The sequence below is a fragment of the Streptomyces sp. NPDC058637 genome, from assembly GCF_042717325.1.
GTDB lineage: Bacteria > Actinomycetota > Actinomycetes > Streptomycetales > Streptomycetaceae > Streptomyces.
In genome coordinates, this window is sequence record NZ_JBHXRD010000008.1 from 137,222 (window position 1) to 160,908 (window position 23,687).

Annotated in this window: 20 protein-coding genes and 2 pseudogenes; 12 read left to right on the forward strand and 10 right to left on the reverse strand. The window is 72.6% G+C overall.

The genetic code is table 11. From position 1 onward, the window contains the following. Positions 1-55: 55 nt before the first annotated feature. Positions 56-682 carry a TetR/AcrR family transcriptional regulator gene (locus ACFWVP_RS10470; RefSeq protein ID WP_384495351.1) on the reverse strand — a complete coding sequence of 209 codons (627 nt, stop codon included), beginning with the start codon at positions 680-682 and terminating at the stop codon, positions 56-58. 264 nt (positions 683-946) lie between these two features. Here ACFWVP_RS10470 and hmgA point away from each other — a divergent pair, with 264 nt between their 5' ends. The 3 genes from hmgA to ACFWVP_RS10485 all read left to right on the forward strand — a co-directional run bounded on the left by hmgA (position 947) and on the right by ACFWVP_RS10485 (position 4,379). Then, complete coding sequence (gene hmgA, locus ACFWVP_RS10475) at positions 947-2,266, forward strand: homogentisate 1,2-dioxygenase (protein WP_384495505.1); 1,320 nt, start codon at positions 947-949, stop codon at positions 2,264-2,266. A gap of 39 nt (positions 2,267-2,305) precedes the next feature. Continuing rightward, positions 2,306-3,082, forward strand: a complete 777-nt coding sequence (locus ACFWVP_RS10480) for a GntR family transcriptional regulator (protein ID WP_384495353.1) — start codon at positions 2,306-2,308, stop codon at positions 3,080-3,082. Positions 3,083-3,158: 76 nt separating this feature from the next. Further along, complete coding sequence (locus ACFWVP_RS10485; protein WP_384495355.1) at positions 3,159-4,379, forward strand: type ISP restriction/modification enzyme; 1,221 nt, start codon at positions 3,159-3,161, stop codon at positions 4,377-4,379. A 64-nt stretch (positions 4,380-4,443) separates the two neighbouring features. Here ACFWVP_RS10485 and ACFWVP_RS10490 read toward each other — a convergent pair whose 3' ends face one another. Beyond that, complete coding sequence (locus ACFWVP_RS10490) at positions 4,444-5,154, reverse strand: TetR/AcrR family transcriptional regulator (RefSeq protein WP_384495507.1); 711 nt, start codon at positions 5,152-5,154, stop codon at positions 4,444-4,446. 62 nt (positions 5,155-5,216) lie between these two features. On the opposite strand from ACFWVP_RS10490, the gene ACFWVP_RS10495 reads away from it, so the two are divergent. The 3 genes and pseudogenes from ACFWVP_RS10495 to ACFWVP_RS10505 form a co-directional block, all read left to right on the forward strand. After that, complete coding sequence (locus ACFWVP_RS10495) at positions 5,217-6,185, forward strand: ATP-binding cassette domain-containing protein (RefSeq protein ID WP_384495357.1); 969 nt, start codon at positions 5,217-5,219, stop codon at positions 6,183-6,185. Further along, positions 6,182-7,009, forward strand: a complete 828-nt coding sequence (locus ACFWVP_RS10500; RefSeq protein ID WP_384495358.1) for an ABC transporter permease — start codon at positions 6,182-6,184, stop codon at positions 7,007-7,009. Before ACFWVP_RS10495 ends, ACFWVP_RS10500 begins: the two co-directional genes overlap by 4 nt. A 47-nt stretch (positions 7,010-7,056) precedes the next feature. Further along, positions 7,057-7,224 (forward strand): annotated as a pseudogene (locus ACFWVP_RS10505) (CoA transferase); the annotation flags it as partial. A 53-nt stretch (positions 7,225-7,277) separates the two neighbouring features. Here ACFWVP_RS10505 and ACFWVP_RS10510 read toward each other — a convergent pair. Continuing rightward, the gene (locus tag ACFWVP_RS10510; protein ID WP_384495360.1) at positions 7,278-7,541 is read right to left on the reverse strand and encodes a hypothetical protein; all 264 of its coding nucleotides are present in this window, start codon (positions 7,539-7,541) and stop codon (positions 7,278-7,280) included. Between the two features lie 207 nt (positions 7,542-7,748). On the opposite strand from ACFWVP_RS10510, the gene ACFWVP_RS10515 reads away from it, so the two are divergent. Further along, on the forward strand, positions 7,749-8,918 hold the full coding sequence (locus ACFWVP_RS10515) for a serine/threonine-protein kinase (RefSeq protein WP_384495361.1): 1,170 nt from the start codon (positions 7,749-7,751) through the stop codon (positions 8,916-8,918). 70 nt (positions 8,919-8,988) lie between these two features. Here the strand turns inward: ACFWVP_RS10515 and ACFWVP_RS10520 are convergent, their stop codons facing one another. Beyond that, positions 8,989-9,798, reverse strand: a complete 810-nt coding sequence (locus ACFWVP_RS10520) for an SGNH/GDSL hydrolase family protein (protein ID WP_384495363.1) — start codon at positions 9,796-9,798, stop codon at positions 8,989-8,991. Between the two features lie 235 nt (positions 9,799-10,033). On the opposite strand from ACFWVP_RS10520, the pseudogene ACFWVP_RS10525 reads away from it, so the two are divergent. Together ACFWVP_RS10525 and ACFWVP_RS10530 are read left to right on the forward strand one after the other, a co-directional pair. Then, positions 10,034-10,475: pseudogene (locus ACFWVP_RS10525) on the forward strand (polysaccharide deacetylase family protein); the annotation flags it as partial. Between the two features lie 85 nt (positions 10,476-10,560). Further along, entirely contained in the window at positions 10,561-11,664 is a 1,104-nt protein-coding gene (locus tag ACFWVP_RS10530; protein ID WP_384495364.1) for a DUF5925 domain-containing protein, read from the forward strand. Between the two features lie 46 nt (positions 11,665-11,710). Here the strand turns inward: ACFWVP_RS10530 and ACFWVP_RS10535 are convergent, their stop codons facing one another. Then, complete coding sequence (locus ACFWVP_RS10535; protein WP_384495365.1) at positions 11,711-12,085, reverse strand: GntR family transcriptional regulator; 375 nt, start codon at positions 12,083-12,085, stop codon at positions 11,711-11,713. A 70-nt stretch (positions 12,086-12,155) separates the two neighbouring features. Between ACFWVP_RS10535 and ACFWVP_RS10540 the strand changes: the two genes are divergently transcribed. Together ACFWVP_RS10540 and ACFWVP_RS10545 are read left to right on the forward strand one after the other, a co-directional pair. Next, positions 12,156-13,076 (forward strand): GNAT family N-acetyltransferase, encoded by a 921-nt coding sequence (locus ACFWVP_RS10540; RefSeq protein WP_384495367.1) that lies wholly within the window; start codon positions 12,156-12,158, stop codon positions 13,074-13,076. Beyond that, positions 13,057-13,584: a DUF402 domain-containing protein gene (locus ACFWVP_RS10545; RefSeq protein WP_384495369.1), complete on the forward strand. Its 528-nt coding sequence runs from the start codon at positions 13,057-13,059 to the stop codon at positions 13,582-13,584. Before ACFWVP_RS10540 ends, ACFWVP_RS10545 begins: the two co-directional genes overlap by 20 nt. Here the strand turns inward: ACFWVP_RS10545 and ACFWVP_RS10550 are convergent. Both ACFWVP_RS10550 and ACFWVP_RS10555 read right to left on the reverse strand, forming a co-directional pair. Then, the gene (locus ACFWVP_RS10550; RefSeq protein WP_384495370.1) at positions 13,581-15,056 is read right to left on the reverse strand and encodes a trifunctional class I SAM-dependent methyltransferase/NUDIX hydrolase/VOC family protein; all 1,476 of its coding nucleotides are present in this window, start codon (positions 15,054-15,056) and stop codon (positions 13,581-13,583) included. The genes ACFWVP_RS10545 and ACFWVP_RS10550 overlap by 4 nt on opposite strands. A 159-nt stretch (positions 15,057-15,215) precedes the next feature. Next, on the reverse strand, positions 15,216-16,310 hold the full coding sequence (locus ACFWVP_RS10555; RefSeq protein ID WP_384495509.1) for a M20 family metallopeptidase: 1,095 nt from the start codon (positions 16,308-16,310) through the stop codon (positions 15,216-15,218). A gap of 338 nt (positions 16,311-16,648) precedes the next feature. Here ACFWVP_RS10555 and ACFWVP_RS10560 point away from each other — a divergent pair, with 338 nt between their 5' ends. Then, complete coding sequence (locus tag ACFWVP_RS10560) at positions 16,649-17,710, forward strand: lytic polysaccharide monooxygenase (RefSeq protein WP_384495372.1); 1,062 nt, start codon at positions 16,649-16,651, stop codon at positions 17,708-17,710. A gap of 71 nt (positions 17,711-17,781) precedes the next feature. Here the strand turns inward: ACFWVP_RS10560 and ACFWVP_RS10565 are convergent, their stop codons facing one another. The 3 genes from ACFWVP_RS10565 to ACFWVP_RS10575 all read right to left on the reverse strand — a co-directional run bounded on the left by ACFWVP_RS10565 (position 17,782) and on the right by ACFWVP_RS10575 (position 23,286). After that, positions 17,782-18,678 (reverse strand): esterase/lipase family protein, encoded by an 897-nt coding sequence (locus ACFWVP_RS10565; protein ID WP_384495374.1) that lies wholly within the window; start codon positions 18,676-18,678, stop codon positions 17,782-17,784. A gap of 172 nt (positions 18,679-18,850) precedes the next feature. Then, positions 18,851-19,837, reverse strand: a complete 987-nt coding sequence (locus ACFWVP_RS10570) for an ImpB/MucB/SamB family protein (protein ID WP_384495375.1) — start codon at positions 19,835-19,837, stop codon at positions 18,851-18,853. Further along, positions 19,834-23,286, reverse strand: coding sequence for a DNA polymerase III subunit alpha (locus ACFWVP_RS10575; protein WP_384495377.1), 3,453 nt, complete (start codon positions 23,284-23,286; stop codon positions 19,834-19,836). Before ACFWVP_RS10575 ends, ACFWVP_RS10570 begins: the two co-directional genes overlap by 4 nt. Positions 23,287-23,687 lie beyond the last annotated feature (401 nt).

A 23,687-nucleotide genomic window follows, 5' to 3' on the forward strand; every position in this document is an offset into this window, starting at 1 on the left:
TGGGGTCACCCCGGGTGGGGTCGGCCCGGGTGGGGTCGGCCCGGGTGGGCCCGGTTCAGCCCAGGACCCTGGCCAGATAGGACTGGAGCAGGAGCCGGGTCTCGGCTATCAGCGACGGGTCGCCGGCGGGGTCCGCGCGGAAGGCCAGCTGGAGCAGCGCGTCGGCGGCCTCCACGCAGACCAGGACGGTCCGGAGCAGATCCTCCTCACTGCCGGAACGGTGGCCGAGGTGGCCGGAGAGCAGGGCGGTCAGCCGGTCCGCGACCCGTTGGTTCGCGTCGCCGAGCGGATCGGCCACCGGGGCGGGCGGGCCGAAGTCGACGAGGGCGAAGCCGGGGACGGAGCGTTTCATCGCCAGGTACTCGTCGAGTACGGCGTCGATGGCCGCGCTCCACTCCTGCGCGGGGACGGCCGCGAGACGGCCGACGATCCGCTCGGCGTAGAGGTCGAGATTCCGCTCGGCCAGGGCGTCGACCAGCGCCCGTTTGTTGGGGAAGAAGCGGTAGACGGAGCCGATGGGCACCCCGGCGCGGTCGGCCACCGCGCGGGTGGAGAGCAGTTCGTAGCCGGTCTCGTCGAGCAGACCGGCACCGGCGTCGAGGATCCGGGCCAGCCGGTCGGCGCTGCGCTGCTGCACGGGGACGCGCCGGAGGTTCGCATTCACAGGGGACACGCACACCATGATGCCGTGAGCTCCGACAGGGGCCTGATGGCCCCATGGGCCGTTCACCTCGCGCACCGCCCCCACGAGCCCTTCCCGCACCCTCCACACCCCCAGGGGCCTTCACGACCCCGGGAGCCCCCGCCGCATCCTGGTGACACCGGAGACATGACACCCGAGTGCCCCATGTATGCCGTTGACGGGCCGCGTTCCGATTCCTACGGTTGTCCATAGGATTCTTCGTCAGGGGATCCACAGGATTCCTTCTCTCACCGGGAGCGCATGATGAGCGGCATCGAGCAGGCGAGGAAGACCGCGGAAGGGCTCCGCTACGGGGCCGGTTTCGGCAACGAGCACAGCTCGGAGGCCGTCCCCGGCGCCCTCCCGCACGGCCGCAACTCGCCGCAGCGCGCCCCCCTCGGGCTGTACGCGGAGCAGCTCAGCGGTTCTGCCTTCACCGAACCCAGGGCCAACAACCGCAGGTCCTGGCTCTACCGGATCCGCCCCTCCGCGGCCCACCCCGCCCTCGTCCGCGTCGACAACGGCACGCTGCGCACCGCCCCGTTCACCGAGACGGTCCCCGACCCCAACCGGCTGCGCTGGGACCCGCTCCCCGAGGCCGCACCCGGTACGGACTTCCTGGCCGGTCTGTGGACGCTGGGCGGCAACGGCGACGCCACGCAGCGCACCGGCATGGCGGTGCACCTCTACAGCGCGAACTCCTCCATGACGGACCGGGTGTTCGGCGACTCCGACGGCGAGCTCCTGATCGTCCCCGAGCATGGAGGTCTCCTGCTCCGCACCGAGCTGGGCCTGCTGCGCGCCGAACCGGGCCAGGTGGCGCTGGTCCCGCGCGGTGTCCGCTTCCGTGTCGAGCTCCTGGACACCACCGCCCGCGGCTACGTCTGCGAGAACTACGGGCAGCCGTTCGTCCTCCCCGACCTGGGCCCGATCGGTGCCAACGGCCTGGCCAACGCACGGGACTTCCTGGCGCCCGTGGCGGCGTTCGAGGACCGCGAGGGCCCCGTGGAGGTGGTCGTCAAGTTCTGCGGGAACCTCTGGTCGGCGACGTACGACCACTCGCCGCTCGACGTCGTCGCCTGGCACGGGAACCACACGCCGTACGTCTACGACCTGCGCCGGTTCAACGTCCTCGGCAGCATCAGCTACGACCATCCCGACCCGTCGATCTTCACGGTCCTGACCTCGCCGTCCGACACCCCGGGCCTGGCCGGCGTCGACTTCGTCGTCTTCGCCCCACGCTGGCTGGTCGGTGAGGACACCTTCCGCCCGCCGTACTTCCACCGCAACGTGATGAGCGAGTACATGGGCCTGATCGAGGGGGCGTACGACGCCAAGGCGGGCGGGTTCGTCCCGGGCGGCGGTTCGCTGCACAACATGATGTCGGCGCACGGCCCGGACCGTGAGACCTTCGACCGGGCGAGTGCGGCGGAGCTGAAGCCGCAGAAGATCGACGACGGACTCGCGTTCATGTTCGAGACCCGCTGGCCGGTCACGGCGACCGCCCAGGCGGCGGGCGCGGGCCATCTGCAGCGCGGGTACGACGACGTGTGGCAGGGTCTGAGCCGCAACTTCCGGCCGTGAGACCCGCGGCCGGCCGTCGAGGAAGTCCAGGTGAACCGGATGGATCAGGTGAACGAGGTGCGGCACACGCCCGCATTCGCCCCGGACTCCCTGGTGCTGAACCGGAAGCTGCCCCTGTGGTACCAGGTCTCGCAGTCGCTGCGGGCGTCCATACTGGGCCGCCCCCAGGACGCCTCGCCCCGGCTGCCGACCGAGGAGCAGCTCGCCGTGCACTACGGCGTCAGTGTCCTGACCATGCGCCAGGCCCTCAAGGAGCTGGAGACGGAGGGCCTGATCAGCAGGCACCGGCGACGCGGCACGTTCATCGAACCGCGCGCCCGGCGGGTGTCGCCGGTCCGGCTGCTGGGGTCCATCGACGCGATCGTGGCCCAGCAGTCGGGCGAGCGGACGACCGTGCTCGGACACGGTCCGGGGCCCGTCCCCGGGGATCTCGCCGAGCACTTCCCGGACTGTGCGGAGGTGGTCAGCTACCGGCGCCTGCGCTGCGACGAGGACACCGGGGAGCCCACCAACTGGGCGGAGAACGCGGTGCGTCCCGAGATCGCGGCCCGGATCGACGTGGCCGACCTGGAGCGGTGGCCGATGACGAAGGTGCTGCGTGACACCGTCGGCGTACGGATCTCCCGGATCACGGACACCGTCGAGGCCCGCCTCGCCGACCCGGCCACGGCCGAGCTGCTGCGGGTCCCCCTGCTGAGCCCGATCCTGTACTACACCGGTGTGGCGTACGGCGAGGACGGCCGGGTGGTGGACGTGGCGCGGATCCGGTACCGCGGGGACCGCTTCTCCTTCTCCGTGACGGTGGACGCGCACTGACCGCCCCCGCCACGACGGCACGCCCGCCGTTACGATGCCGGGGGCGGGCGGACGTGGCGACGGGGAGGACGACACGGTGGCAGCACGGGTGGCGGCCGGGGGCGCGGTGCCTCCGCTGCTGGACGACCTCATGCCGTGGTCGGTACGGCCGCTGAGACCGGGCCGCACCTGGGTGACCGCCCCGGACGCGGCCTCCCTGCGGGCCCGCTGGGACCTGCTGGTGGGGGCGGAGGGCGCCGAGCAGGAGCGCCTGTTCCGGCCGAGCCGCTCCCGTACGCCACTGACCCCGGCCGCGGCACTTCCGGGCCGGTTCACCGGTACGGGTGGTTTCGCCCGGGACCCCGGGCCGTATCCGGATCCGGTGCGGATCCTGCACGGCCCCTTCGACGAGCACTGGCTGATCCCGGACCACCGACTGCTCGACGCGGCACGCCCCGAGCTGTGGCGGGTCGCCGACGCGCACCAGCTGTTCGCCGTCGAGCACGGGTACGCGCCGCAGGGCGCCGGGCCCGCCCTGTCCGTGACGGCGCTGCTGCCCGACGGGCACTCACCCGCGGGCCGTCCCGGCCGGATACGGCCGCTCTACCGGCGGCCGGGCGCGCGGGAACCCAACCTCGCGCCGGGCCTGCTCGGGCTGCTGCGCTCCCGGTACGGGGATTCCGGCGGCGCGGAGTCCGTGCTGGCCTGGGCCCTCGCCGCCGCCCGCCCCTCCCCGTCCGGGCCCGTCGTACCCCTGCCCTCGGACGGTGCCCTGTGGGCCGAGGGGGTGGCGCTGGGCCGGGAGGTGCTGCGGGTGCAGCTGCGCGGGGCACACGGCGGGGAGCGCCCTCGGCTGCCGGGCGGCCGTCGCCCGTATGTGCGGGCGGCGATCCCGCCGCGGCCCGCAGGGCTGGACTACGACCAGGCGTCCGAAACGCTGACCCTCGGCACCGGCCGCGTCTCCCCCGTTCCCGCCGGGGCCTGGGAGTTCCGGGTGAACGGGGTACGGATGCTGGAACTGTGGTTCGAGCGCCGCACCGTGCCGGCCGAGGCGGAGGGCCTGGCGGCGCTGCGTCCGCGCGGCTGGCCGCAGGAGTGGACCTCGGAGCTGCTCGAACTGATCACGGTCCTGGCCCTGCTCGACGAACTGGGACCCCGGCAGGCGGCGTTGGCGGGCCGGCTCGCCGAGAATCCGGGGCTGACCCGGGACGGGCTGCACGGGGCCGGGGTACTGCCCGTCCCCGTGTCGGCACGACGGCCCGCCTCGGTGCTGGATCACCACGAGGAGGGCCCCGAAGGGCAGTTCGCCCTGCTGTGACCGTCCGGGGGCGGGGGTCGGCTTGAGGGCGAGGGCCCGCCCGGGGGCGGGGGCCTTCGTGCGACTACCTGTCGAACGAGTCCAGCACCCTGTTCAGGGCCCGGTCGAAGACGCCTTCCAGGTCGATCGGTCCGGGGTCCTCGGCGAATCCGGCCGCCATGCGCGGATACCTGCCGGTCGCGATCTGGCTGATCAGATAGCGGGTGCGGATCTCCTGTTCCTGCTCCTCGGACCAGGGGAGCGAGCGGCTGCGTTCGGCCGTGGCGATCTCGTTGGAGACATAGGTGGTGATCACGCCGTTGACCATGGCGACGAGTTCCATCTTCTCGCCGAACGGGGCGTCGAACCCGTCGAGGCAGCTGAGCGCGTACTCGATGTAGGCCAGCGTGTTCGGGCTGAATCCGTAGACCGGCGACATCAGCCGGGGCACCCAGGTGTGCCGGTGCATCATCGCGCGCGCCTGGTGGGCGAGGGCCAGGATGTCGGCCCGCCAGTCCCCGGAGGGCTTCTCCGGCAGGTCGTACCCGGCACTGACCGCGTCGAACATCAGCTCGTACAGATCCTCCTTGCGGGGGACGTAGTTGTACAGCGACATCGTGCCGCAGCCCAGTTCGGCGGCCACCTTGCGCATCGACACCGCGTCGAGGCCCTCCGCGTCGGCGATGCGCACGGCTGCCGCCGCGATGTCGGCACGGCTGAACGCGGGCTTCGGCCCACGCCCCGCACGCTCGGGACGTGCCCAGATCACTTCGGGTACAGCGGGTCGCCCCACCATCGTCATCACCTCATCCATCATCGTAGTTACGTACGCCGTACGTAGTGCGGTACGGTGCACCCATGACGACTACGTACGCCGTACTTAGTGAAGGCCTGGAGAAGCGGTACGGAGACGTCCACGCCCTGCGCGGACTCGATCTCGCCGTCGCCGAGGGCACCGTCTGCGGGGTACTGGGGCCCAACGGCGCGGGCAAGAGCACCGCCGTCCGGGTGCTCACCACGCTGACGGCCCCCGACGCCGGGAGCGCCCGGGTCGCCGGACACGACGTGGTGCGGGAGGCTGCGGCGGTGCGCGCGGCGATCGGCGTCACCGGGCAGAGCACCTCGATCGACGGGGAGCTCTCCGGACGGCAGAACCTGCGGCTCTTCGCACGGCTGCTGCGCTTCCGGGGCGCGGCGGGCCACGCACGGGCCGACGAACTCCTGGAACGCTTCGGGCTGACCGAGGCCGCCGACCGTCCCGCCCGCACCTACTCCGGCGGCATGCGCCGCCGCCTGGACCTCGCCGCGGGCCTGCTCACCCGTCCGCGGGTGCTCTTCCTCGACGAGCCCACGACCGGACTCGACCCGCACAGCCGCAACCAGATCTGGGCCGCCGTGCGCGAACTCGCGGGGCGGGGCACCACGGTCCTGCTCACCACGCAGTATCTGGAGGAGGCCGACCAGCTGGCCGACGACATCGTGCTCGTCGACCGGGGCCGCGCCGCGCACCGCGGCACCCCCGCCGGGCTGAAGGCGCTCATCGGCAGTCACGCGGAGGTCGTCGTCGCCGACGCGTCGGCGCTCGCGCCGGCGGCCGCGGTGCTCGACCAGCTGACCGGGGCCGAGCCGGTGCTCGACCACGAGCACCACACCGTCGGCGTCGTCGTCGCCGACCCCACCCTGACCCTGCCGCGCATCGTCCGCGAACTGGACGCGGCGGGCGTCCCCCTGATCGACGCGAGCCTGCGTCGGCCCACCCTCGACGAGGCCTTCCTCCGGCTGACCGACCGGGGAGACATCAGCACGGTGAAGGAGCCCGCGGCATGAGCACCACGATCCTGGTCCACGAGCGGAATCCGGCGCCCGCCACGGGCGGCACGCTGATCGCCGACGGCCTGGCCATGACCGTCCGCCATCTGCAGAAGCTGAGGGCCGCGCCCGGGGTCCTGATCCTGACCATGCCGATCACCATGCTGCTGTTCTTCGGCTACGTCTTCGGCAGCGCGCTGGCGGTGCCGGGGCAGGAGTACCGCGCCTTCCTGGTGCCCGGGCTCCTCGCGGCGACTGCCGCCAACGGCCTGATGACCGGCATGTTCCAGGCGGCGCAGGACTGCGACCGCGGGGTGATGGACCGCTTCCGTACGCTGCCGATGAGCCGGGCCGCCGTGCCGCTCGGCTCCACCGCGGCAGAGGTGCTGACCACCGCGGTCGGCCTGGTCCCCCTGACGCTCGTCGGACTCGCGGTGGGCTGGCGGATCGAGGGCGGCGTGGCCGATGCCCTGGGGGCGTTCGGACTGCTGCTGCTCTTCCGGTTCGCCACGTCCTGGGCGGGCTACTGGCTCGGTCTCCTCATCCGCGACGAGGAGGCGGCGGGCCAGCTCGGCAGCGCGACGTTCGTCCTTCCGCTGCTGTCCAGCGCGTACATCCCGACGGACGGCATGCCGGGCTGGCTGCGGACGGTGGCCGAGTGGAATCCGATCAGCGCCCTGGCCGCGGCCACCCGCGACCTCTTCGGCAACGCGGCACCGACGGCGGACGCCGCCTGGCCGTCCGCGCACCCGGTGGCCGGGACGCTGGCATGGGCGGCGGTCCTGCTCGCGGTGTTCGTCCCGCTGACGGTGCGGCGGTACGCCCACGACGGCAAGCGGTGACGGTGGTGCGCCGTACGGCCGGCATGGCGGCGGGGTGCGACCGAGGTGACTCGTCGGCGGGCCCGCCGCGGGCGCCGCTGCCCCGGATCACGCTGCCGGGCGGGGCGGGGGCGCCGATGGGTGCCGTACCGGCGCGGGGTGAACACACCGGCGCAACACTGCGGGCCCTGGGGATGACGGGCGAACGGACAGCAGCACTGCGCCGGGCGGAGTGATCTCTGATACGGCCCTGAGCGGTGGGCCGGATCGGTCGTGACGGGCCGTGGGATCAGCGGCGGCTGCCGAAGAGCGAGCGTCGCAGTCGCCGCAGCGGCGCGAAGAGCGAGACACGCGCGCTCCTGCTCCTACGGGTGTGCGCGACGTCGCGCGAGGTCAGCTCGAGCATCAGCAGCGTCGCTTCCGCGGACTCACGCTGCGGAACGGCAGGACCGCCCAGCACCGCGAGATGGCGGTCGAGGCGCGAACTGGTCGCACTGCTCCCACATGTGATGGCAGGCACACGCGGCCTGCTGCGCACCGTTATCTGTTCCATGTCACTCCCCACCCGTACGAGGGCACCCGGCCCGGGCAGGTTAACCCTATCGTCCCGCGGCGGCACCCGTGTATCCCACCCACAGGATTGCCCACACGTGCACGGAGGTTGACGGCCCGTTACCGAACAGGACCGATTCCGGGCCGGGTTGAGCTAACTTGGAGGGGATTCGTCCGTACCGCACCCCGCTGCTGATGGAGGATCACCGTGAGCGACGTGCCGAGCGAGGACCGCGTGGTCGCGGACCGCTACCGCCTTCTCGGGCCGCTGGGAGAGGGCGGTACGGGCATCGTGTGGCGCGCCCGCGACGAGGTGCTCGGGCGCGAGGTCGCCGTACGGGAGGTCCGGGCGCCTGCCGGGATGCCGGCCGGCGACGTCAGGCGGTTCCACACCCGGCTGGAGCGGGAGGCACGGGCGGCGGCCCGCGTCTCGCACCGCAACGCCGTCGCCGTCCACGACGTGGCCCTCCATGATTCCCGGCCCTGGATCGTGATGGAGCTGATCCGCGGGCTCGCCCTGTCCGACGTGCTGGACGCCGACGGACCACTGCCCCCGCGGCGCGCGGCCCGGATCGGCGCGGAGGTCCTCGCGGCGCTGCGGGCCGGTCATGGGGCGGGGGTGCTGCACCGTGACGTGAAGCCGGGCAACGTGCTGCTGGCCAACGACGGGCGGGTGATGCTGACGGACTTCGGGATCGCCGCCGCCGAGGAACCGTCCGCGCTCACCTGGACGGGTGAACCGGTCGACTCGCCCGAATTCCTCGCCCCTGAAAGGGCGCTGGGGCACGCGCCGGTTCCCGAATCCGATCTGTGGTCGCTCGGAGTGCTTCTGTTCGCCGCGACCGAGGGTCGCACGCCGTTCGTCCGGGACACACCGGCGGACACGCTCCGGGCCGTGGTCGAGGAGGAACCGCCGGCGGCCGGGCGGGCCGGTGCGCTCGCCCCCGTCATCGAGGGGCTGCTGCGCAAGGACCCGGACGGACGGCTCACCGCCGGGGAGGCCGAGTACCGGCTGCGGATCCTGGCCGCGGGCGGGACGGGCCCGGCCGGTGGAGGGACCGCGGGCCCGCCGCCTCCGCCCGCCCCCGGTGACTCCCGCGGTCCGGAAGCCTCCGGCCTCCCCGGCGGCCCGGCGGGGGCACCGGACGATTCCGTGGGCGCGCCGGAACGGCCGGGGCGGGCGGCCCTGTTGCTGGTCGCGGCCGTCGTGGCGGTGGTGCTGCTCGCCGTCGGAGCCGTCGTCTGGGCACTGTCGGGTGACGCGTCCGGCGCGTCCCGCTCGGTCGGCAGCGCGGGTGCCCCGCACGGCGTGAGCTGCCCCGGAACGCACGGCGAGGAGGCCCCGGCCGACGGGACCTCCTCCCTCACGGACACCTGATCCGCCGGGCCGTGCGGTACGGACGCGCCGGGGAACGGGTAGGTGCGGCCGCGCGGTTCGCTCCGGGGAATCAGGCCTTCGCGTTGAGGACGGGCAGGTAGCCGCCCGACTGTCCGGCGGCGGTGGGGTGGTAGGACTCACCGATGTTGAGCCAGTTCACGCTGTGCAGCCAGGCGCTGCCCGAGCAGATCTCGTGCCCGGTGAAGGTCGAGGTGACGTCACCGAAGGTGAAGCCGTGGTCGGCGGCCCGCTTGGCGGTGGCCGCGTTGAGGTAGTCGGCCGCGCCGTTGATGGCGGAGCGTTCCTTCTCGCTCAGTCCGGCGAGGCAGCCGCCGCCGAGCTTGTAGAAGCGGGGGTATCCGAGGACGACGACGCGGGCGGCGGGCGCCTTGGCGCTGATCGCCGAGTACACGGAGTCCAGCTTGCCCGGCAGGGTGGAGTCGACGTAGCCGCGGGCGGTGGCGATCCGGCTCAGACAGGTGGCCTCGGACTGCAGGACACAGGTGGTCATGACATCGGCGAAGCCCGCGTCGTTGCCGCCGATGGAGATCGAGACGAGGTCGGTCGAGGAGTTGAGCGGGCCGAGCTGACCGGCCGTGACATCACCGGTCCTGGCTCCCGAGCACGCGGTGAAGGCGAACGAGGCGGGCGCGTTGGCCGCGGCCCAGAGGCGGGGGTAGGCCCGGGTGCTGCGCTTGCAGTCGCCGCTCGCGCTGTCGTAACTACCGGCCCCGACACCGGAGGAGTACGAGTCGCCGAGCGCCACGTAGTCCACCGCCTGTACGGATTCCTCGGCGTTGGCGACCCCCGCGCCCGTCAGGGCGAGAACGGTGCCGAGCAGGAGAGAGGACGAGAACGCCACGAGTCTGGACATTTTCATGGAACCTCCTTGGGCAGGATCTCTGCCTACTCCGTGGTAGCAGTCCCGACGGCAATTCCGGAAGTGTCCATGCCAAGAACGTTCCATGAGTTCCACGAGGACCGCTACGAGGGCTTCTTGACGCGCCCCTGGTGGTTCGGCATATCGAAATCCGGCATCCGGCGCACCGGTGGGCAAAGTAGCCGATGTGGATCATCAGCCATGAGACAGGGTCAGTTCAGACAGGTGTGCTGCCGGCTACGAGGGGGTGCACCGGCACGCCCTGCCGGTGCTGGCCGAACACGGCTTCGCCGCCACGGTCTTCGTCTCCACCGGCTGGCTGCGCGGGGCGTACGACGGGGGCGGCGCCCTGGACACCATGCTCGACTGGGGCCAGGTGCGTGAACTCGCGGCGACGGGTGTGGAGATCGGCGCCCACAGCCACACCCATCCCCAGCTGGACCAGCTCGACGACAGGGCGCCGCGGGCCGAGACCGTGCGCTGCCGGGAGACCGTCGCGGCGGAACTGGGCGAGTTCCCGGTGTCCTTCGCCTACCCGTACGGCTATTCCAGCCGCCGGGTCCGGCGCGGTGCGCACGGCGGGCTTCGCCCAGTCGCTCGCCGTGGGCAACGCCCTGGAGCGACGCCGCCAGGGACCGAACGCCCTGGAGCGGGTGACGGTCCGGCACGGCACCGGTACCGGTGTGCGGCCAGGTCCCGCGCTCGCCACCGGCACGCGCGGGCTGATGAAACCTGGTGCGCGGGGTGGCACCGTGACGGATCATGGGCGCCATGTCTGACACCCCCGAGTCCGCTCTGCCGATCCGGCTCAACGTCGACGACAGCGATTCACCGTCCGACGTCGTGGACGCGCTGTTCCTCGGCCGCTTCGCGACGGGCGAGCAGCCGTACTCGCACAGTTCCTCCCTCGACCGGGTGCGTTCGGGGGCGACCCTGCTGCCGCCGGAGGCCAGGGTGCTGCGGGCGGCCCGTGACGACGACCGCAGTGCCACGCTCGCCGAGGGCGACGGATGGACGCTGTTGATCTCGCGGTGGAACAGGGGCGCCGACGTCACGGTCACCGCCACCACCTCCGAGCTGGCCGAGAAGGTGCTGGCCGAGGCCACGGACGGCGCCCGGGACGAACCGGAGCCGCAGCCCGACAACGTGACGATGGGTTTCTGGTACGTCTCCCCGCGCCGGGGGCCGCACCGCACGACCCGGCAGATCGCCGCGGGCACGTGGGACGAGGTCCGCGCCAACTACACGGCCCCGGTGGCCGATGCCATGGACCGGCTGATGAAGGTCACCCCGGACGGCATCTCCGGCCGGCTGCTCCTGCTGCACGGCCCTCCGGGCACGGGCAAGACGTCCGCGCTGCGCACCCTCGCCCGGTCGTGGCGCGACTGGTGCCAGGTCGACTGCGTGCTGGACCCGGAGCGGCTCTTCAACGACGTCGGCTATCTGATGGACATCGCCATCGGCGAGGACGACGGGTCGGCGAAGGGCCGGTGGCGGCTGCTGCTCCTGGAGGACTGCGACGAGCTGATCCGCGGCGAGGCCAAGCACACGGCCGGGCAGGCGCTGTCCCGGCTGCTGAACCTGACGGACGGTCTGCTGGGCCAGGGCCGCAACGTGCTGGTGGGGGTGACGACCAACGAGGACCTGGAGCGGCTGCACCCGGCGGTCGTACGGCCCGGGCGCTGCCTGGCCCGGATCGAGGTGGGTTCGCTGACCCGCTCGGAGTCGGTGTCCTGGCTGGGTACGGAGGAAGGGCTCGGCCGCGAGGGCGCGACGCTCGCCGAGCTGTACGCGCTGCGGCGGGGCAGCGGTCCCGCGTCCGTACCGAAGCAGGACGCGAGGACGGACGCGGGGCTGTACCTCTGAGGCCCCGTCGGGCGCCGCCGGGGAGCCGCCCCTTCGGCCAGGGGGCCTACTCCTCGTAGGCCGCCCGCACCGCGTCCTCGGCCAGGGAGAGCGCCTCGGCCCTGGACAGGCCGAGGCGTCTGGCCTCCCCGGCGTAGTCCTGGGCGGCTGTCGCCGCCTTGCGTGCCGCCGCGTCGCCCGCGGCGGCGACGAACGTGCCGTTGCGGCCGCGGGTCTCGATGACCCCGTCGGCCTCCAGCGCCCGGTAGGCCTTGGCCACGGTGTTGGCGGCGAGGCCCAGGTCCTCGGCGAGGCCGCGTACGGTCGGGAGCCGGTGGCCGACGGGCAGGGCGCCCGAGCGGGCCTGTTCGGAGAGCTGGGTGCGCAGCTGCTCGTACGGGGCGGTGGCGGAGTCCGGATCAATGGCGATCTTCAGGGTCACGGGCCTGATTCTCCCCCACGGCCGGAAATTCGAAGGCGCCCGGGAGGGTCTCCCGCGTACCGTCCGGCGCATGACCGTGATCGTGCGTGACTTCCGGCCCTCCGACGCGGAGGCATGGGTACGGGTGCGCCGCGCCGCGCTGCCCTACATGGTGACGACCCCGGAGCAGGTCCGGCGCGACCTGGCCGACGCGCATCCCGACAAGCGCTTCCGGCTGCTGGTCGCCGAGGAGGACGGCGAGGTGATCGGCACCGCCCAGGTCGGTATCGCCTACGAGACCCCTGAGCCGGGCCAGGCGTTCTGTAATCCGTACACCCGTCCGGACAGGGTGGGGCGTGGTGCGGGTTCGCTCCTCGTGCGGACCGCCGAGGAGTATCTGGCCGGTGTCGGCGCGGTCGCCGTCCACACCTGGGTGCTCGACGAGCCGTCCCATCGCGCGTTCGCCGAGAAGCGGGGATACGTGGCGAGCCGGCCGGCCCACTTCCTCCATCTCGATCTGGCGAACAGCGCGCTGCCGCCGCTCCAGGAGGTCCCGGCCGGCGTGGAGTTGCTCAGCGCCGCCGACTTCGAGGGCGACCCGCGCCCGCTGTTCGAGGCGGACGCCGAGACGACCTCGGACGAGCCGAGCGACACCCCGACCGAACTGGCCGACTACGAGGACTGGCTGAGGACGACCTGGTCCAGGCCGGGATTCGACCACGGGCTCACTTCCGTCGCGGTGGTGGACGGGGAGGTGGCGGCGTTCAGTGTGGCGGAGACCGACGGCCTGACCCGCTACTGGTCGGGCATGACCGGCACCCGGCGCGCCTTCCGGGGCAGGGGTCTGGCGAAGCTCGCGAAGAACGACTCGCTGCACCGGGCTCGGGCCGCCGGCTTCACGGACGCCTACACCGGCAACGACGCGGCGAACGGCCCGATGCTGGCGATCAACACCTGGTTCGGTTACGAGGTCTGCGCCACGGAGGTACGGCATGTCCGCCGTCTCACCTGAGAAGACCCTGTCCGTCACCCTGGTCAAGGCGGGCCTCACCAAGATCCGGTATCCCGCGGACCTCGTACACGACGACGGCACCCGCGTCACGGTCCGGGCCCCGTGGGCGGCGCCGCACACCCGGGACTTCGGCTTCGTACGGTTCGAGCCGGGCGACGTCCTCACCGAGCACTACTGGCGCGACCGGTGGTTCGCGGTGAAGGAGGTCCGTACCGGCGGCGGGGAGCTCAAGGGCTGGTACTGCGACATCACCAGGCCCGTTGTCCTCCGGGACTCGGAACTTCTGGTCGAGGACCTGGATCTCGACCTGTGGGTGTCGGCGGACGGTGCCTCGGTGCTGCGGCTGGACGAGGACGAGTTCCAGGAGAGCGGCCTGGCCGGCCGGGACCCGGCTGCGGCGGAGGCAGCAGTACGGGCGCTGGACGAGCTGGAGCACCTGGCCCGCACCGGCGGCCTGGCTAAGCTCCTGCGCCGGGATACGTCGGCCACGCCCGGGACAGCCCTTTAGGGCGCCACCAGCTCCACCTCGTATCCCGCCGCGTTCGCCAGGTACGCCGCGTGGTGGCCGCCGCCACCGGCGTGCGGGTGGCGGTCGGGGAAGAGCAGCCGCCAGCCGTGCTCGGGGGCACGGCGCACCAGCGCGTCGAGCGTGTCGCGGTCCCGGACGTGGAACGCCAGGTGGTTGAGGCCGGGGCGCAGCCTGTCGTGCGTGTCACCGGTCAGGTCGGGTGACTCCTCGGCCACCACATAGCTGTCGCCGCGCCGCCAGCTTCGGCCCCTTGCCCAGCGCTGGTACGGCACGTGGCCGAGCTCGCCCAGCAGCCAGCCCCAGTCCGCCTCGGCCGCCGCGAGATCGGGCACCCACAGCTCGATGTGGTGCACCCCGCCGGTGGGGGCGGTCGCCGGCAGCGGGACGGCACGCCGGATCCCGTCCGGTGCGTACGCGACCGGGTCGCCGTCCTCGTGCCAGTGGAGCAGGAAGCGCTCCCCCGCGCGGTAGCCGTCGAGTCCCGCACGGCAGTACGCCACGAGGTCGTCCGGCAGCGAGTCCAGCGGGAACCAGCCGAGCTCGGAGCACTTGTCCGGCTCGGCGTTGCGGGGCGGGCGCTCCGGGTCGTACTCCGCCTCGAAGAACCAGCCGGTCCGCGGGCTGCCGCCGGGACCCCGGTGCTGCATGACCAGGGCCACCCTGAGCTCGTCCGGGTCCAGCACGACGCCGGTCTCCTCGGCGGCCTCCCGGATCATCGCCTCCCGGACGTCCTCGCCGTCCTCCACGTGGCCGGAGGGTGCGTGGAGCAGCCCGTCCGCGTATCCCGTGCCCGCCCGCCGGGCGAGCAGAACGTCGGCGCCCCGGCGCAGCAGCAGGTGGACGTCGACCACCTCCGTGTGCCGGTGGGCGGTCTCGGCGCGGGCCACCAGGGCGTACCGCTCGTCGTCGACCGCCTTGCCCCAGAGCCGGGCGTCGCCGGAGAGCGGCTCGTGGTGGATGCGCTCCGTGTGCGGGGTGAGGAGTCCGGTGAGTCGGGCCGCGGAGAGTCCGACGCCGCCCCACACCCCTTCGATCAGCACGAGCCGCCCGCCGGGTCTCAGCAGGCCGAACCAGCGGCGCAGGGCGGCCACCGGGTCGGGGAGCAGCCACACCACGTGCCGGGCCAGGATCACGTCGAACCGCTGTGTCCCGACGGGTGGGTGGTCCGCGTCGCCGACCAGCACCTCGGCACCGGTCCCGACGAGCTTGGCCCGTGCCTGCTCGGCCATGCGCGGCGACCGGTCGACGGCGGTGACCCGGTGGCCCTGACCGGCGACCAGCAGCGCGAGGCTGCCCGTGCCGCACCCGAGGTCGAGGACCTCCGAGCACGCCACGGGCAGCCAGGTCTCCATCCGCCGGGCCCAGGCGCTGCGCACGACGGGGTCGAGGAGCCCGTGGTCGGGCTCCTCGTCGAACGAGTCGGCGGCGGCGTCCCAGTCGATCGTGGTCATGCGAACGATCCTCTCAGCCGCCACCGACAAACCGTCAGGACCTGATCCGGGCCACCAGCTTCCGTACGAGGCCGGCCCGAACGCCGCTACCGGGAGGTGTCCTGACAGGGGCGGGGCGGACGACGGGCGGCCGGGCCCGCTTTCGCGGGGGCCGGCCCCTCAGGCGTTCCGGATCGCGTCCACCAGTCCGGCCGCCAGGTTCGCCCGCTCCTCCATGGCGTCGATCACCAGGTACTCGTGGTCGGCGTGGGCGCCGCCCCCGACCGCTCCGAGGCCGTCGAGCGTCGGCACCCCCAGGGCGGCCGTGAAGTTGCCGTCGCTGCCGCCGCCGACCGCCCGGCCCTCGATCCCGGGGAGCAGCCGCTCGGCCAGCGCGAAGAGCCCGGCGGACGCCGCCCCGGGCATCGGGGGCCGGCCAACGGATCCCGTGACCTCGATCCGCGCACCGTCAAGACGTGGAGCCAGTGCGGCGAAGGCGGCTTCGACGCGTTCCTTCTCGTCGGCCGATTCGACCCGGACGTCGACGACGACGGTCGCCTCCGCGGGAACGACGTTGTCCAGGGTCCCCGCCGACGCGACGGTCGGGGTGACCGTCGTGCCGATGCCGGGGCGGCCGAGTGCCGCGATGTCCAGCACCTGGTGCGCCGCCTCGATCAGGGCGTTGACCCCGGCCTCCGGTTCGAGCCCCGCGTGCGAGGCCCGGCCCGTGACGAAGACCTGGAACGTGCCGCAGCCCTTGCGGCCGGTCTTCAGCGCACCGCCGTCCGCGGCACCCTCGAACACGAGGACGGCGCCGCACGCGAGGGCGCGTTCCTCGATGAGGGCCCTGGAGGATCGGGAGCCGACCTCCTCGTCGGCGGTCACCAGGATCTCGACGCCCGACAGGTCGTCGAGCGCCGCCAGGCCGTGGACGGCCTGGACCAGACCGCCGAGCATGTCGAACACCCCGGGGCCGGTCGCCCGCCCGTCCCGGACCCTGAACGGGCGGCGCTCAAGGGTGCCGAGCGGGAACACGGTGTCGTGGTGACCGAGGATCAGTACGCGGGGGTCGCCGCCGCCGGACCAGTGGACGTGCGGCCCGGCCTCACTCGCGACGAGGACGGCCCGCCCGCCGAGGCGGCGCTCGATGACAGCGGCGACCGCCGCTCCCGAGGCCGCCAGGGCGTCGGGATCGCGTGAGGGGGACTCGGTCTCCACGAGTGTCCTGAGGTCCTCGATCATCGCGTCCACACTCACTTCGACGGCCTTGCGCATCGTCACTTCTCCCCCGGGTCGGCTGTATCCGCGCCGCCATCCTCCGTCATCGGCCCGGTCCGGGCCCACTCGCACGCACCGCACCCCCCGGCGGGCCGCGCGGACCACCGCACCGGCGGCGTTTCCCGATGCCACTCCTAACCGACCCTTAAGCCCGCCATAACGATCGCCACCCGCGCCTTTCCGCGGCTGGACCGGCCCTTTCCGGCGGCTAGTTTGCTGATCACCGGGACGGGGTCCGTTGTGCCGGTGCCGCAGACGTACGGGGTGCGGCACCGCCGTACGGGCCCCTGTGCCGTGCCCCTCGCAGACGTGTCCGTCGAAGGAGAACCGCCACCATGGCCGTCATCATGACCGCTCGCCGCAGGCTCGCCGGCAGCATCGTCGCGCTCGGCGTCGCGCCGCTCGCCCTGACCGGGCTGTCCGCCGCCCCGGCCGCCGCGCACGGTTCGCTGACCGACCCGGTGAGCCGGGTGTCGGCCTGCTTCGCCGAGGGTCCGGAGAGCCCGGAGTCCGCCGCGTGCCAGGCGGCGGTGGCGGCGGGCGGCACCCAGGCGTTGTACGACTGGAACGGTGTGAACATCGCCAACGCGGCCGGCAAGCACCGTGAGCTGATCCCGGACGGGAAGCTGTGCAGTGCGGGCAACGACAAGTTCAGGGGGCTCGACCTGCCGCGCGCCGACTGGCCGTCCAGCCCGATGGAGGCGGGTGGCCACACCTTCCGGTTCCGGGCGACCGCACCGCACAAGGGCTCGTTCGAGCTGTACCTCACCAAGGCCGGATACGACCCGTCGCAGCCCCTGAAGTGGTCGGACCTCCAGGAGAAGCCGTTCGCCGAGGCCACCGACCCGAAGCTGGTGGACGGGTCGTACGTCTTCGACGGCACCGTCCCGCAGGCGTCGGGGCGGCAGTTGATCTACACCGTCTGGCAGCGGTCGGACTCCCCCGAGGCCTTCTACGCCTGCTCCGACGTGGTCTTCGGCGGTGGGGGAAGCGGCAGCGGTTCCGTCGCCGCCGTCCCGGCCCCGTCCGCGTCCGCCCCGTCCGAGCAGGACATCGACGAGGGCTCCGACAAGTCGTCGGTCGAGCACGGCGGCCACGGTGACGACGACGCCTCCACCGGCGCGGAGGTCACCGAGGCGGCTCCGGCCGACGGGGCTGCGGCCGGTGAGGACGCGGCTGGTGAGGACGCGGCTGGTGAAAACGCGGCGAACGCCCCCGAGCCGAACAGTGCCGCCGTGACCCCGGCCGCGGCGGCGGACGAGAGCCTCGCCGAGACCGGTGGCAGCGGCAGCACCACGTACCTCGCGGTCGGCGGGGCCGCCGCGCTGGCCGTCGGGGCGAGTGCGCTGTTCGCCTCGGTCCGTCGCCGGGCGGTCACCGGCTCCCACCGCGGCTGACCTCGGCCGGCCGTCCGTACACGATCACCGGTACCCCCGTGCGCCCCACCGCGCAGGGGTACCGGCATGTCTCAGCCGATCACCGAGGCGCAGGTGGTCGGGGTGGCGTGCGCCGGGTCGAGGGCGTTCTCGACCTCGTGGAAGGCGATCCGGTCGATGGTCCCGATGGCGACGTGCTCGGACAGGGCGAGCGGGCACAGGTTCTGGAGCAGGACGTTGCGTACGTTCGGCCCGTCCAGGTACTGCGTGCGGTACGGGGTCACGACCTGGTCGTACTTGGTCGCGATGACGGTGTAGCGGACCCCGGGAACGGTGTCCCCGCCCGCGTTGAGCTTCGTGATGAAGGGGGAGCCTGCGATCTGGTCGGCGAGGCCGGGGGTGTTCGTCGTGAGCAGGTCCTCGATGCCGGGGAAGTACGGCAGCAGCTTCGTGAGGCCCAGGAGTGTCGTGCCGTGGTTGTCGGGGGCGATCCCGATCAGGGCGTTCACCTTGTCGGCGCCGCCGAGGAACTTCAGGTAGTAGTGGGGCATCATGCCGCCCTGGGAGTGGCCGACGATGTCGGCCTTCGCGGTTCCGGTGGCGCCGAGCACCTTGTCGACGAACACGTCGAGCTGTTCGGCCGACCTGTCGATCGGGCCCAGTCCGTTGAAGAAGGGCACGCCCGGGAGCTGGCCGTAGTCGAGGGAGAAGACGCAGTAACCCCGGTTGACGAGGTAGGGCGCGAGGACCAGCCAGTTGTCGATCGAGTTCCCGAAGGTTCCGTGGACCAGGACGACCGGGCGCGGGTGGGCCGCGGAGGGCTTGCAGGAGTAGTCGTTCCAGCCTCGGGACGACGCGGTGGCTTCCACGGTGGGGGTGGCCGCGGTCGCCGTCGCCGTGGGGGCGACGAGTGCGGCGACGGCGAGGAGCAGTGCGGCGAGTGTTCGGCGTGCGCGTGGGGTGCGCGAGGCACGGGTCCAGGGCAGCATCGGGTGATCTCCTTGCGGCTCAAGGGAGTTGCGATGTCGGTGCGCCCTGTGGTCCGGACCACAGGTTGAGTTTCTATGTGCTCATGTCAAATTACGCGCGAGTAAGGTGGCGCGGGAAGTTACGCGTCGGTAAAAACTGGGACGGCGGCACACGGGCCGCCGGTCCAGTCCGTCAGTCCGCCAGGGCCGCCGGGCGTACGGCCTCCGGTCCGAAGCGACGGCGGGCGCGGTCCGAGGCCGCTTCGACCGCACGGGCACGGGCGTCGCCGGGTTCCAGGGAGAGCTGGCGGTAGGCACTCCCGGCCGGCAGCAGGTGGTCGGCACGGACGGTGAAGGCCCGGACCCGCGCACGCTGCAGCCCCAGCGAGGCCAGCAGCCCCAGGGCCGCCGTGACGAGGACGGGTGAGTGGTCGGTGGGTTCCGGCAGCACGCGGGTACGCGTAGTGGAGCTGCGGTCGGCGTACCGCACGGTGAGGGTGAGCCTGCCGGCGGTCCGGCTCTCACCGCGCAGGCGCCGGCCGATCTGGTCGGCGAGCCCCAGGACCGCCCGGTGCTGCCGTTCCGGATCGAGGCAGTCCCGCTCCAGGACGAGGTCTGCGGTCATGTGCGCGACGGGCTCCGACGGGGTGACCGGGCGGGGGTCATGGCCGCGGGCGCGCTCGGTCAGCAGCCGGGCCGAGCCGGCTCCGAGAAGTCGCTGCAGGGTCGCCGCGGGTACGTCGGCGACCTGTCCGATGGTGTGCAGCCCGTACCTGTGGAGCGCTTCCGCTGTCGCGCGGCCGACCCCCGGCAGCGCGGTGACCGGGCGCGGATACAGCCACGTGGCGGCCTGCCCGTCGCGGATCCAGGTGGTGTCACCCGGCGCGGAGGCGTCGGCCGCCATGGCGGCCAGCATGCGGTTGCCGGCGAGCCCCGCGCTGCTGTCGATGTCGTAGAGGGCCTTCAGTCTGAGCTTCGTCAACTGGACGACGTCGTAGGGGGACAGGTCGAAGTACCGGAGCGCCGAGGTCAGGTCCAGCTGGACCGCGTCGGGCGGGACGGCCTGGACGTGCGGCGTGACACCAGACATCAGTTCGATTACATCGTCGTACCGGACCTCGCTCGGCAGGGAGTGCAGATGGAGGTGGGCGATGGCGGTGTGCCGCCGGCGCGTGGTCATCCCGCGCTCCCGGGGCTGGTGTGGCCGAACTTCTTCAGGTCGGCCGAACGGGTGCCGGCGGGCTGCAGGTCCGCGTACGGGTGCAGTCGAGCGCCGGTGGTGCCGTTGACCAGGGTCCGCCCCCGCTGTGCGGGGGTCGGGTGCGGACGGCCGGCACCGAGTAGCGCGAGTGCGGCCTCGGGGCCGTCGTCCCGGCGGGCGGCGGCGATCTCGTCCAGGTCCCAGGCCATGGTGCCGACGACGGTGCGTCGGGAGCCGCGCACCTGGACCGTGCCGCGGACCAGCAGGAGTCCGCTGTGGAAGACGGTGTGCGCGCAGGCGGGGTGGGAGTCCTCGAAGAACGCCAGATCGACCAGGCCCGAGCCGTCCTCCAGGGTGACGAAGATGATGCGCTTGCCGCTGGCGATCGGCGGGGTCTGGGTGGAGGCCCGCACTCCGGCGACCAGGACCTGCCGGCCGGCGCGCGCACCGGCCAGGTGGGCCGCGTCCGTCGCGCCGATCTCCCGCAGAAGCCGGTGGTGGTGCTCCATCAGGTGCTTGGTCACGTCGATGCCGAGGGTGCCGAGCTCGGCGCTCAGGGCCTCGCGTCCGGTCATCTCCGGCAGACCGCTCGGCTCCGCCCCGCCGACGGCGTCCGCGTCGAGGGGCAGCTGACCCGCGCCCGCGGACCGGGTGCGGGAGGCCCGGTGGAGTTCGGCGATCTGCAGGAGCAGGTCGCGTCGCGTGAGCCGCCCGTCGTGGAGGGAGGTCAGGGCACCGATCTCCGCCAGACGTTCGGCGACCGGCCTGCTGGGGCGCGCCCGCTGCCAGAAGTCCGACAGCGATCCGTAGGGCTGTCCCGCCTCGATCCGGGCGCACTCGTCCTCGCTGATCCCGCGTACCGCGGACAGGGCGAGCCGCACGCCCCACTGCTCGCCGTCGGCCTTCTCCACGGTGTGCTTCACCTTCGAGCGGTTGATGTCGACGGACAGGACGGAGACGCCGCGGCGGCGGGCGTCGGCGACCAGGACGCGCTTGGGCCACATACCGGGATCGTGTTCGAGCAGGCCCGCCAGCAGGAACGCCGGGTGATGCGCCTTGAGCCAGGCGCTCTGCAGGGCGGGTACGGCGAAGGCGACCGCGTGCGCCCGGCAGAATCCGTACGCGCCGAAGGCCTCGACGGTCTTCCACACCTCGTCCCGGACCTGTGTGCTGTAGCCGTTGGCGCGCGCCTGTTCGTGGAACCAGTTCCTGATCCTCGGCAGCCGGTTCCTGTCGCCGAGCGCCCGGCGGGCGATCTCGGCGAGTGCGCGGTCGCAGCCGGTCATCACGGACAGCGTCTCGATGATCTGCTCGTGCCAGATGGTCACGCCGTAGGTGTCGGCGAGCACCGGCTCCAGGTCCGGGTGGGCGTAGGACGGTGTGCCGCCGTGGCGGGCGGCGATGTACCGCTCGGGCATGCCGCCGGCGACCGGACCGGGACGGAAGAGGCTGATGTCGGCGATGACGTCCTGCGGGTCGCGCGGCTGCAGCCGGGACAGCAGGTCCTGCTGGCCGGGCGACTCGAGCTGGAACAGCCCCAGGGTCTGGCTCTCCTGGATGAGCTTGAACGCGAAGACGTCGTCGAGCGGCACCTGCTGGGGGTCGTCCAGTTCGATACGGTTGCCGGTCGTCCGTTCGATCTCGGTGACCGCGTGAGCCATCGAGGACAGCATCCGGACACCCAGGACGTCCAGCTTGATGTTGCCCAGCGCCTCGATCTCCTCCTTCGCCGCCATCGCCATGGGGTAGTCGCCCTGCGGAGTGGGCTGCACCGGCAACCGGTCCAGGAGGGTCGCGTCACTGATGACCACTCCGCAGGGGTGCATGGCCATGCCGTGGACCAGTGAGTCGAGACCTTCGGCGAGCTCCCACAACGGGCCGTACCGGTGTGCCTCGGCCGCCAGCCCCCGCAGTTCCGGCAGCTCGCCGAGCGCACCGGTGATGTCCGAGGCACGCAGGTGCGGGAAGCTCTTGGCGATCCGGTCGATGTCGGCGGGCGCGATCCCGAGGGCGAGGCCGGTGTCGCGCAGGGCACGGCGGGCCCGGTAGGTCTCGGGCATCGCGGTGACAGCCACCCGTTCCTTGCCGAAGCGTTCGAAGATCGTGTCGTAGCACTCCAGCCGCCTGGCGGACTCCACATCGATGTCGATGTCGGGCAGCGACCTGCGGCGCACGCTGAGGAAGCGTTCGAACAGCAGGTGGTGGTCGAGCGGGTTGGCGGTGGCGATGCCGAGGGCGTGGCAGACCAGCGACCCGGCACCCGAGCCCCGGGCCGCGACACGGATGCCCTTGGCCCGGATGTCGGCCACGACCTGTCCGACGGCGAGGAAGTACGGGTCGTAGCCCAGCTCGGAGATCACGGCGAGTTCCTCGTCCAGCCGGTCGAGCGCCACGCGGTCGCGTTCGAGGCCCCTGCGGGCCATACCGGCCTCGCACTGCTCACGCAGCAGGTGCGCGGCCCCTCCGGTCCCGGGGCCGGCGCCGAAGAGCGCGGGTTCCGGGAAGTGCGGTGTGCCCAGCCCGAGGTCCGCCCGCGGATCGACGGCGCACGCGGCCGCCGTGGCGGCGGTGTCCGCCATCAGGCGGCGTGCCCGCCGGACATCCGTTCCGGCGCAGTCGGAGATCATCCGTGCGACGGCTTCCATCGCCCGCCGGTCCTTGAGCCAGCGCTCTCCGGTGTCCAGGCGGCGCCGGTCGATCGGCCGCAGCAGCCTCGCGGCATCCAGGACATCAGCGATCCGGTGCTGATCGGGGTCGGCGTAGCGGACGGCGTTGGAGAGCACCGCGGTGGTACGGGTGCGGTCGGCCAGCGCCAGCGTCCGGGCGGCCAGACGTAGCGACCCGGGCCCCGTGCTGAAACGTTTCTGCGCGACAGCTTCCAGCCGGACTCCGGCCCCGAAGATCTCCAGCCACGGCGCCAGCAGCTTCATCGCGACGTCCTCGCGACCGGCCGCCAGGGCCCGCACCGGCTCCGAGAGCGGTCCGAGCAGCACGGTCAGGCCGGGGCCGCCGTACTCGCGCAACACCTCCCACGGCACCACCGGCGACGTACCGGACAGGGCGCCGGCATGGGCGGCCGACGTGATGCGGCACAGTCGCGCCCATCCCGCCCGGTTCTGCGCCAGCAGCACGAACCGCAGCGGCGGCTCGACCACGTGTGCGCCACCGCGCGCCGGGGTGCGGGGCCGCCGGCCGGGCGGCGGGGGCGCGAGGGCTTCCACCGCCAGGTCCACGCCGAAGACCGGCCGTACCCCGGATTCCGCACACGCCTGCGCGAACCGCACGGTGCCGGTGACCGTGTCCCGGTCGGTGAGCGCGAGCGACTCCATGCCGCGCTCGGCCGCCCGCCGCACGAGCTGCTCGGGATGGGCGGCGCCGTAACGGACGGAGTAGCCGGACGCGACATGCAGATGCGCGAAGCCCGCCATGCCACACCTCCATCCCACCATCCCTTTTCGGCCATACACCCAATATGTCTATCGTACGTCCGTTCGATTACTGTAACCCCATCCACCCTGGTCAGCGATCCGCATTCGAACACAGGATCGATAACTTGATGGAATGAGCGGTGGCCGGAACAGGCGCCACCCCGTCACCTCGTCATGCGGGCAGAGCAGTTGGGGGATTCGCCGGCACGGCGCTCGCCCGGCCATCGTCGTTCAGCGAGTCGCGGCGGCCCGAGCGACCGGAGAAGCCGGAACGGTAACGGTTCGCAGCAGGGACGGCACACACCGTGACGGATCAAGGGCAAGACTGGCTCAACAGGGCATGGCGGGGCTGGGCTGGGCTGCCGGCGGGGCCGACAGGGCTTACCGCGCGCCTTCCCCGC

What these genes read in the sequence shown, in the direction of transcription:
- ACFWVP_RS10470 (WP_384495351.1), bottom strand. Translation starts at nt 682, where the DNA reads ATGGTGTGCGTGTCCCCTGTGAATGCGAACCTCCGGCGCGTCCCCGTG.
- hmgA (WP_384495505.1), top strand. Translation starts at nt 947, where the DNA reads ATGAGCGGCATCGAGCAGGCGAGGAAGACCGCGGAAGGGCTCCGCTAC.
- ACFWVP_RS10480 (WP_384495353.1), top strand. Translation starts at nt 2,306, where the DNA reads ATGGATCAGGTGAACGAGGTGCGGCACACGCCCGCATTCGCCCCGGAC.
- ACFWVP_RS10490 (WP_384495507.1), bottom strand. Translation starts at nt 5,154, where the DNA reads ATGGTGGGGCGACCCGCTGTACCCGAAGTGATCTGGGCACGTCCCGAG.
- ACFWVP_RS10495 (WP_384495357.1), top strand. Translation starts at nt 5,217, where the DNA reads ATGACGACTACGTACGCCGTACTTAGTGAAGGCCTGGAGAAGCGGTAC.
- ACFWVP_RS10500 (WP_384495358.1), top strand. Translation starts at nt 6,182, where the DNA reads ATGAGCACCACGATCCTGGTCCACGAGCGGAATCCGGCGCCCGCCACG.
- ACFWVP_RS10510 (WP_384495360.1), bottom strand. Translation starts at nt 7,541, where the DNA reads ATGGAACAGATAACGGTGCGCAGCAGGCCGCGTGTGCCTGCCATCACA.
- ACFWVP_RS10520 (WP_384495363.1), bottom strand. Translation starts at nt 9,798, where the DNA reads ATGAAAATGTCCAGACTCGTGGCGTTCTCGTCCTCTCTCCTGCTCGGC.
- ACFWVP_RS10530 (WP_384495364.1), top strand. Translation starts at nt 10,561, where the DNA reads ATGGGCGCCATGTCTGACACCCCCGAGTCCGCTCTGCCGATCCGGCTC.
- ACFWVP_RS10540 (WP_384495367.1), top strand. Translation starts at nt 12,156, where the DNA reads ATGACCGTGATCGTGCGTGACTTCCGGCCCTCCGACGCGGAGGCATGG.
- ACFWVP_RS10545 (WP_384495369.1), top strand. Translation starts at nt 13,057, where the DNA reads ATGTCCGCCGTCTCACCTGAGAAGACCCTGTCCGTCACCCTGGTCAAG.
- ACFWVP_RS10550 (WP_384495370.1), bottom strand. Translation starts at nt 15,056, where the DNA reads ATGACCACGATCGACTGGGACGCCGCCGCCGACTCGTTCGACGAGGAG.
- ACFWVP_RS10555 (WP_384495509.1), bottom strand. Translation starts at nt 16,310, where the DNA reads ATGCGCAAGGCCGTCGAAGTGAGTGTGGACGCGATGATCGAGGACCTC.
- ACFWVP_RS10560 (WP_384495372.1), top strand. Translation starts at nt 16,649, where the DNA reads ATGGCCGTCATCATGACCGCTCGCCGCAGGCTCGCCGGCAGCATCGTC.
- ACFWVP_RS10565 (WP_384495374.1), bottom strand. Translation starts at nt 18,678, where the DNA reads ATGCTGCCCTGGACCCGTGCCTCGCGCACCCCACGCGCACGCCGAACA.
- ACFWVP_RS10570 (WP_384495375.1), bottom strand. Translation starts at nt 19,837, where the DNA reads ATGACCACGCGCCGGCGGCACACCGCCATCGCCCACCTCCATCTGCAC.
- ACFWVP_RS10575 (WP_384495377.1), bottom strand. Translation starts at nt 23,286, where the DNA reads ATGGCGGGCTTCGCGCATCTGCATGTCGCGTCCGGCTACTCCGTCCGT.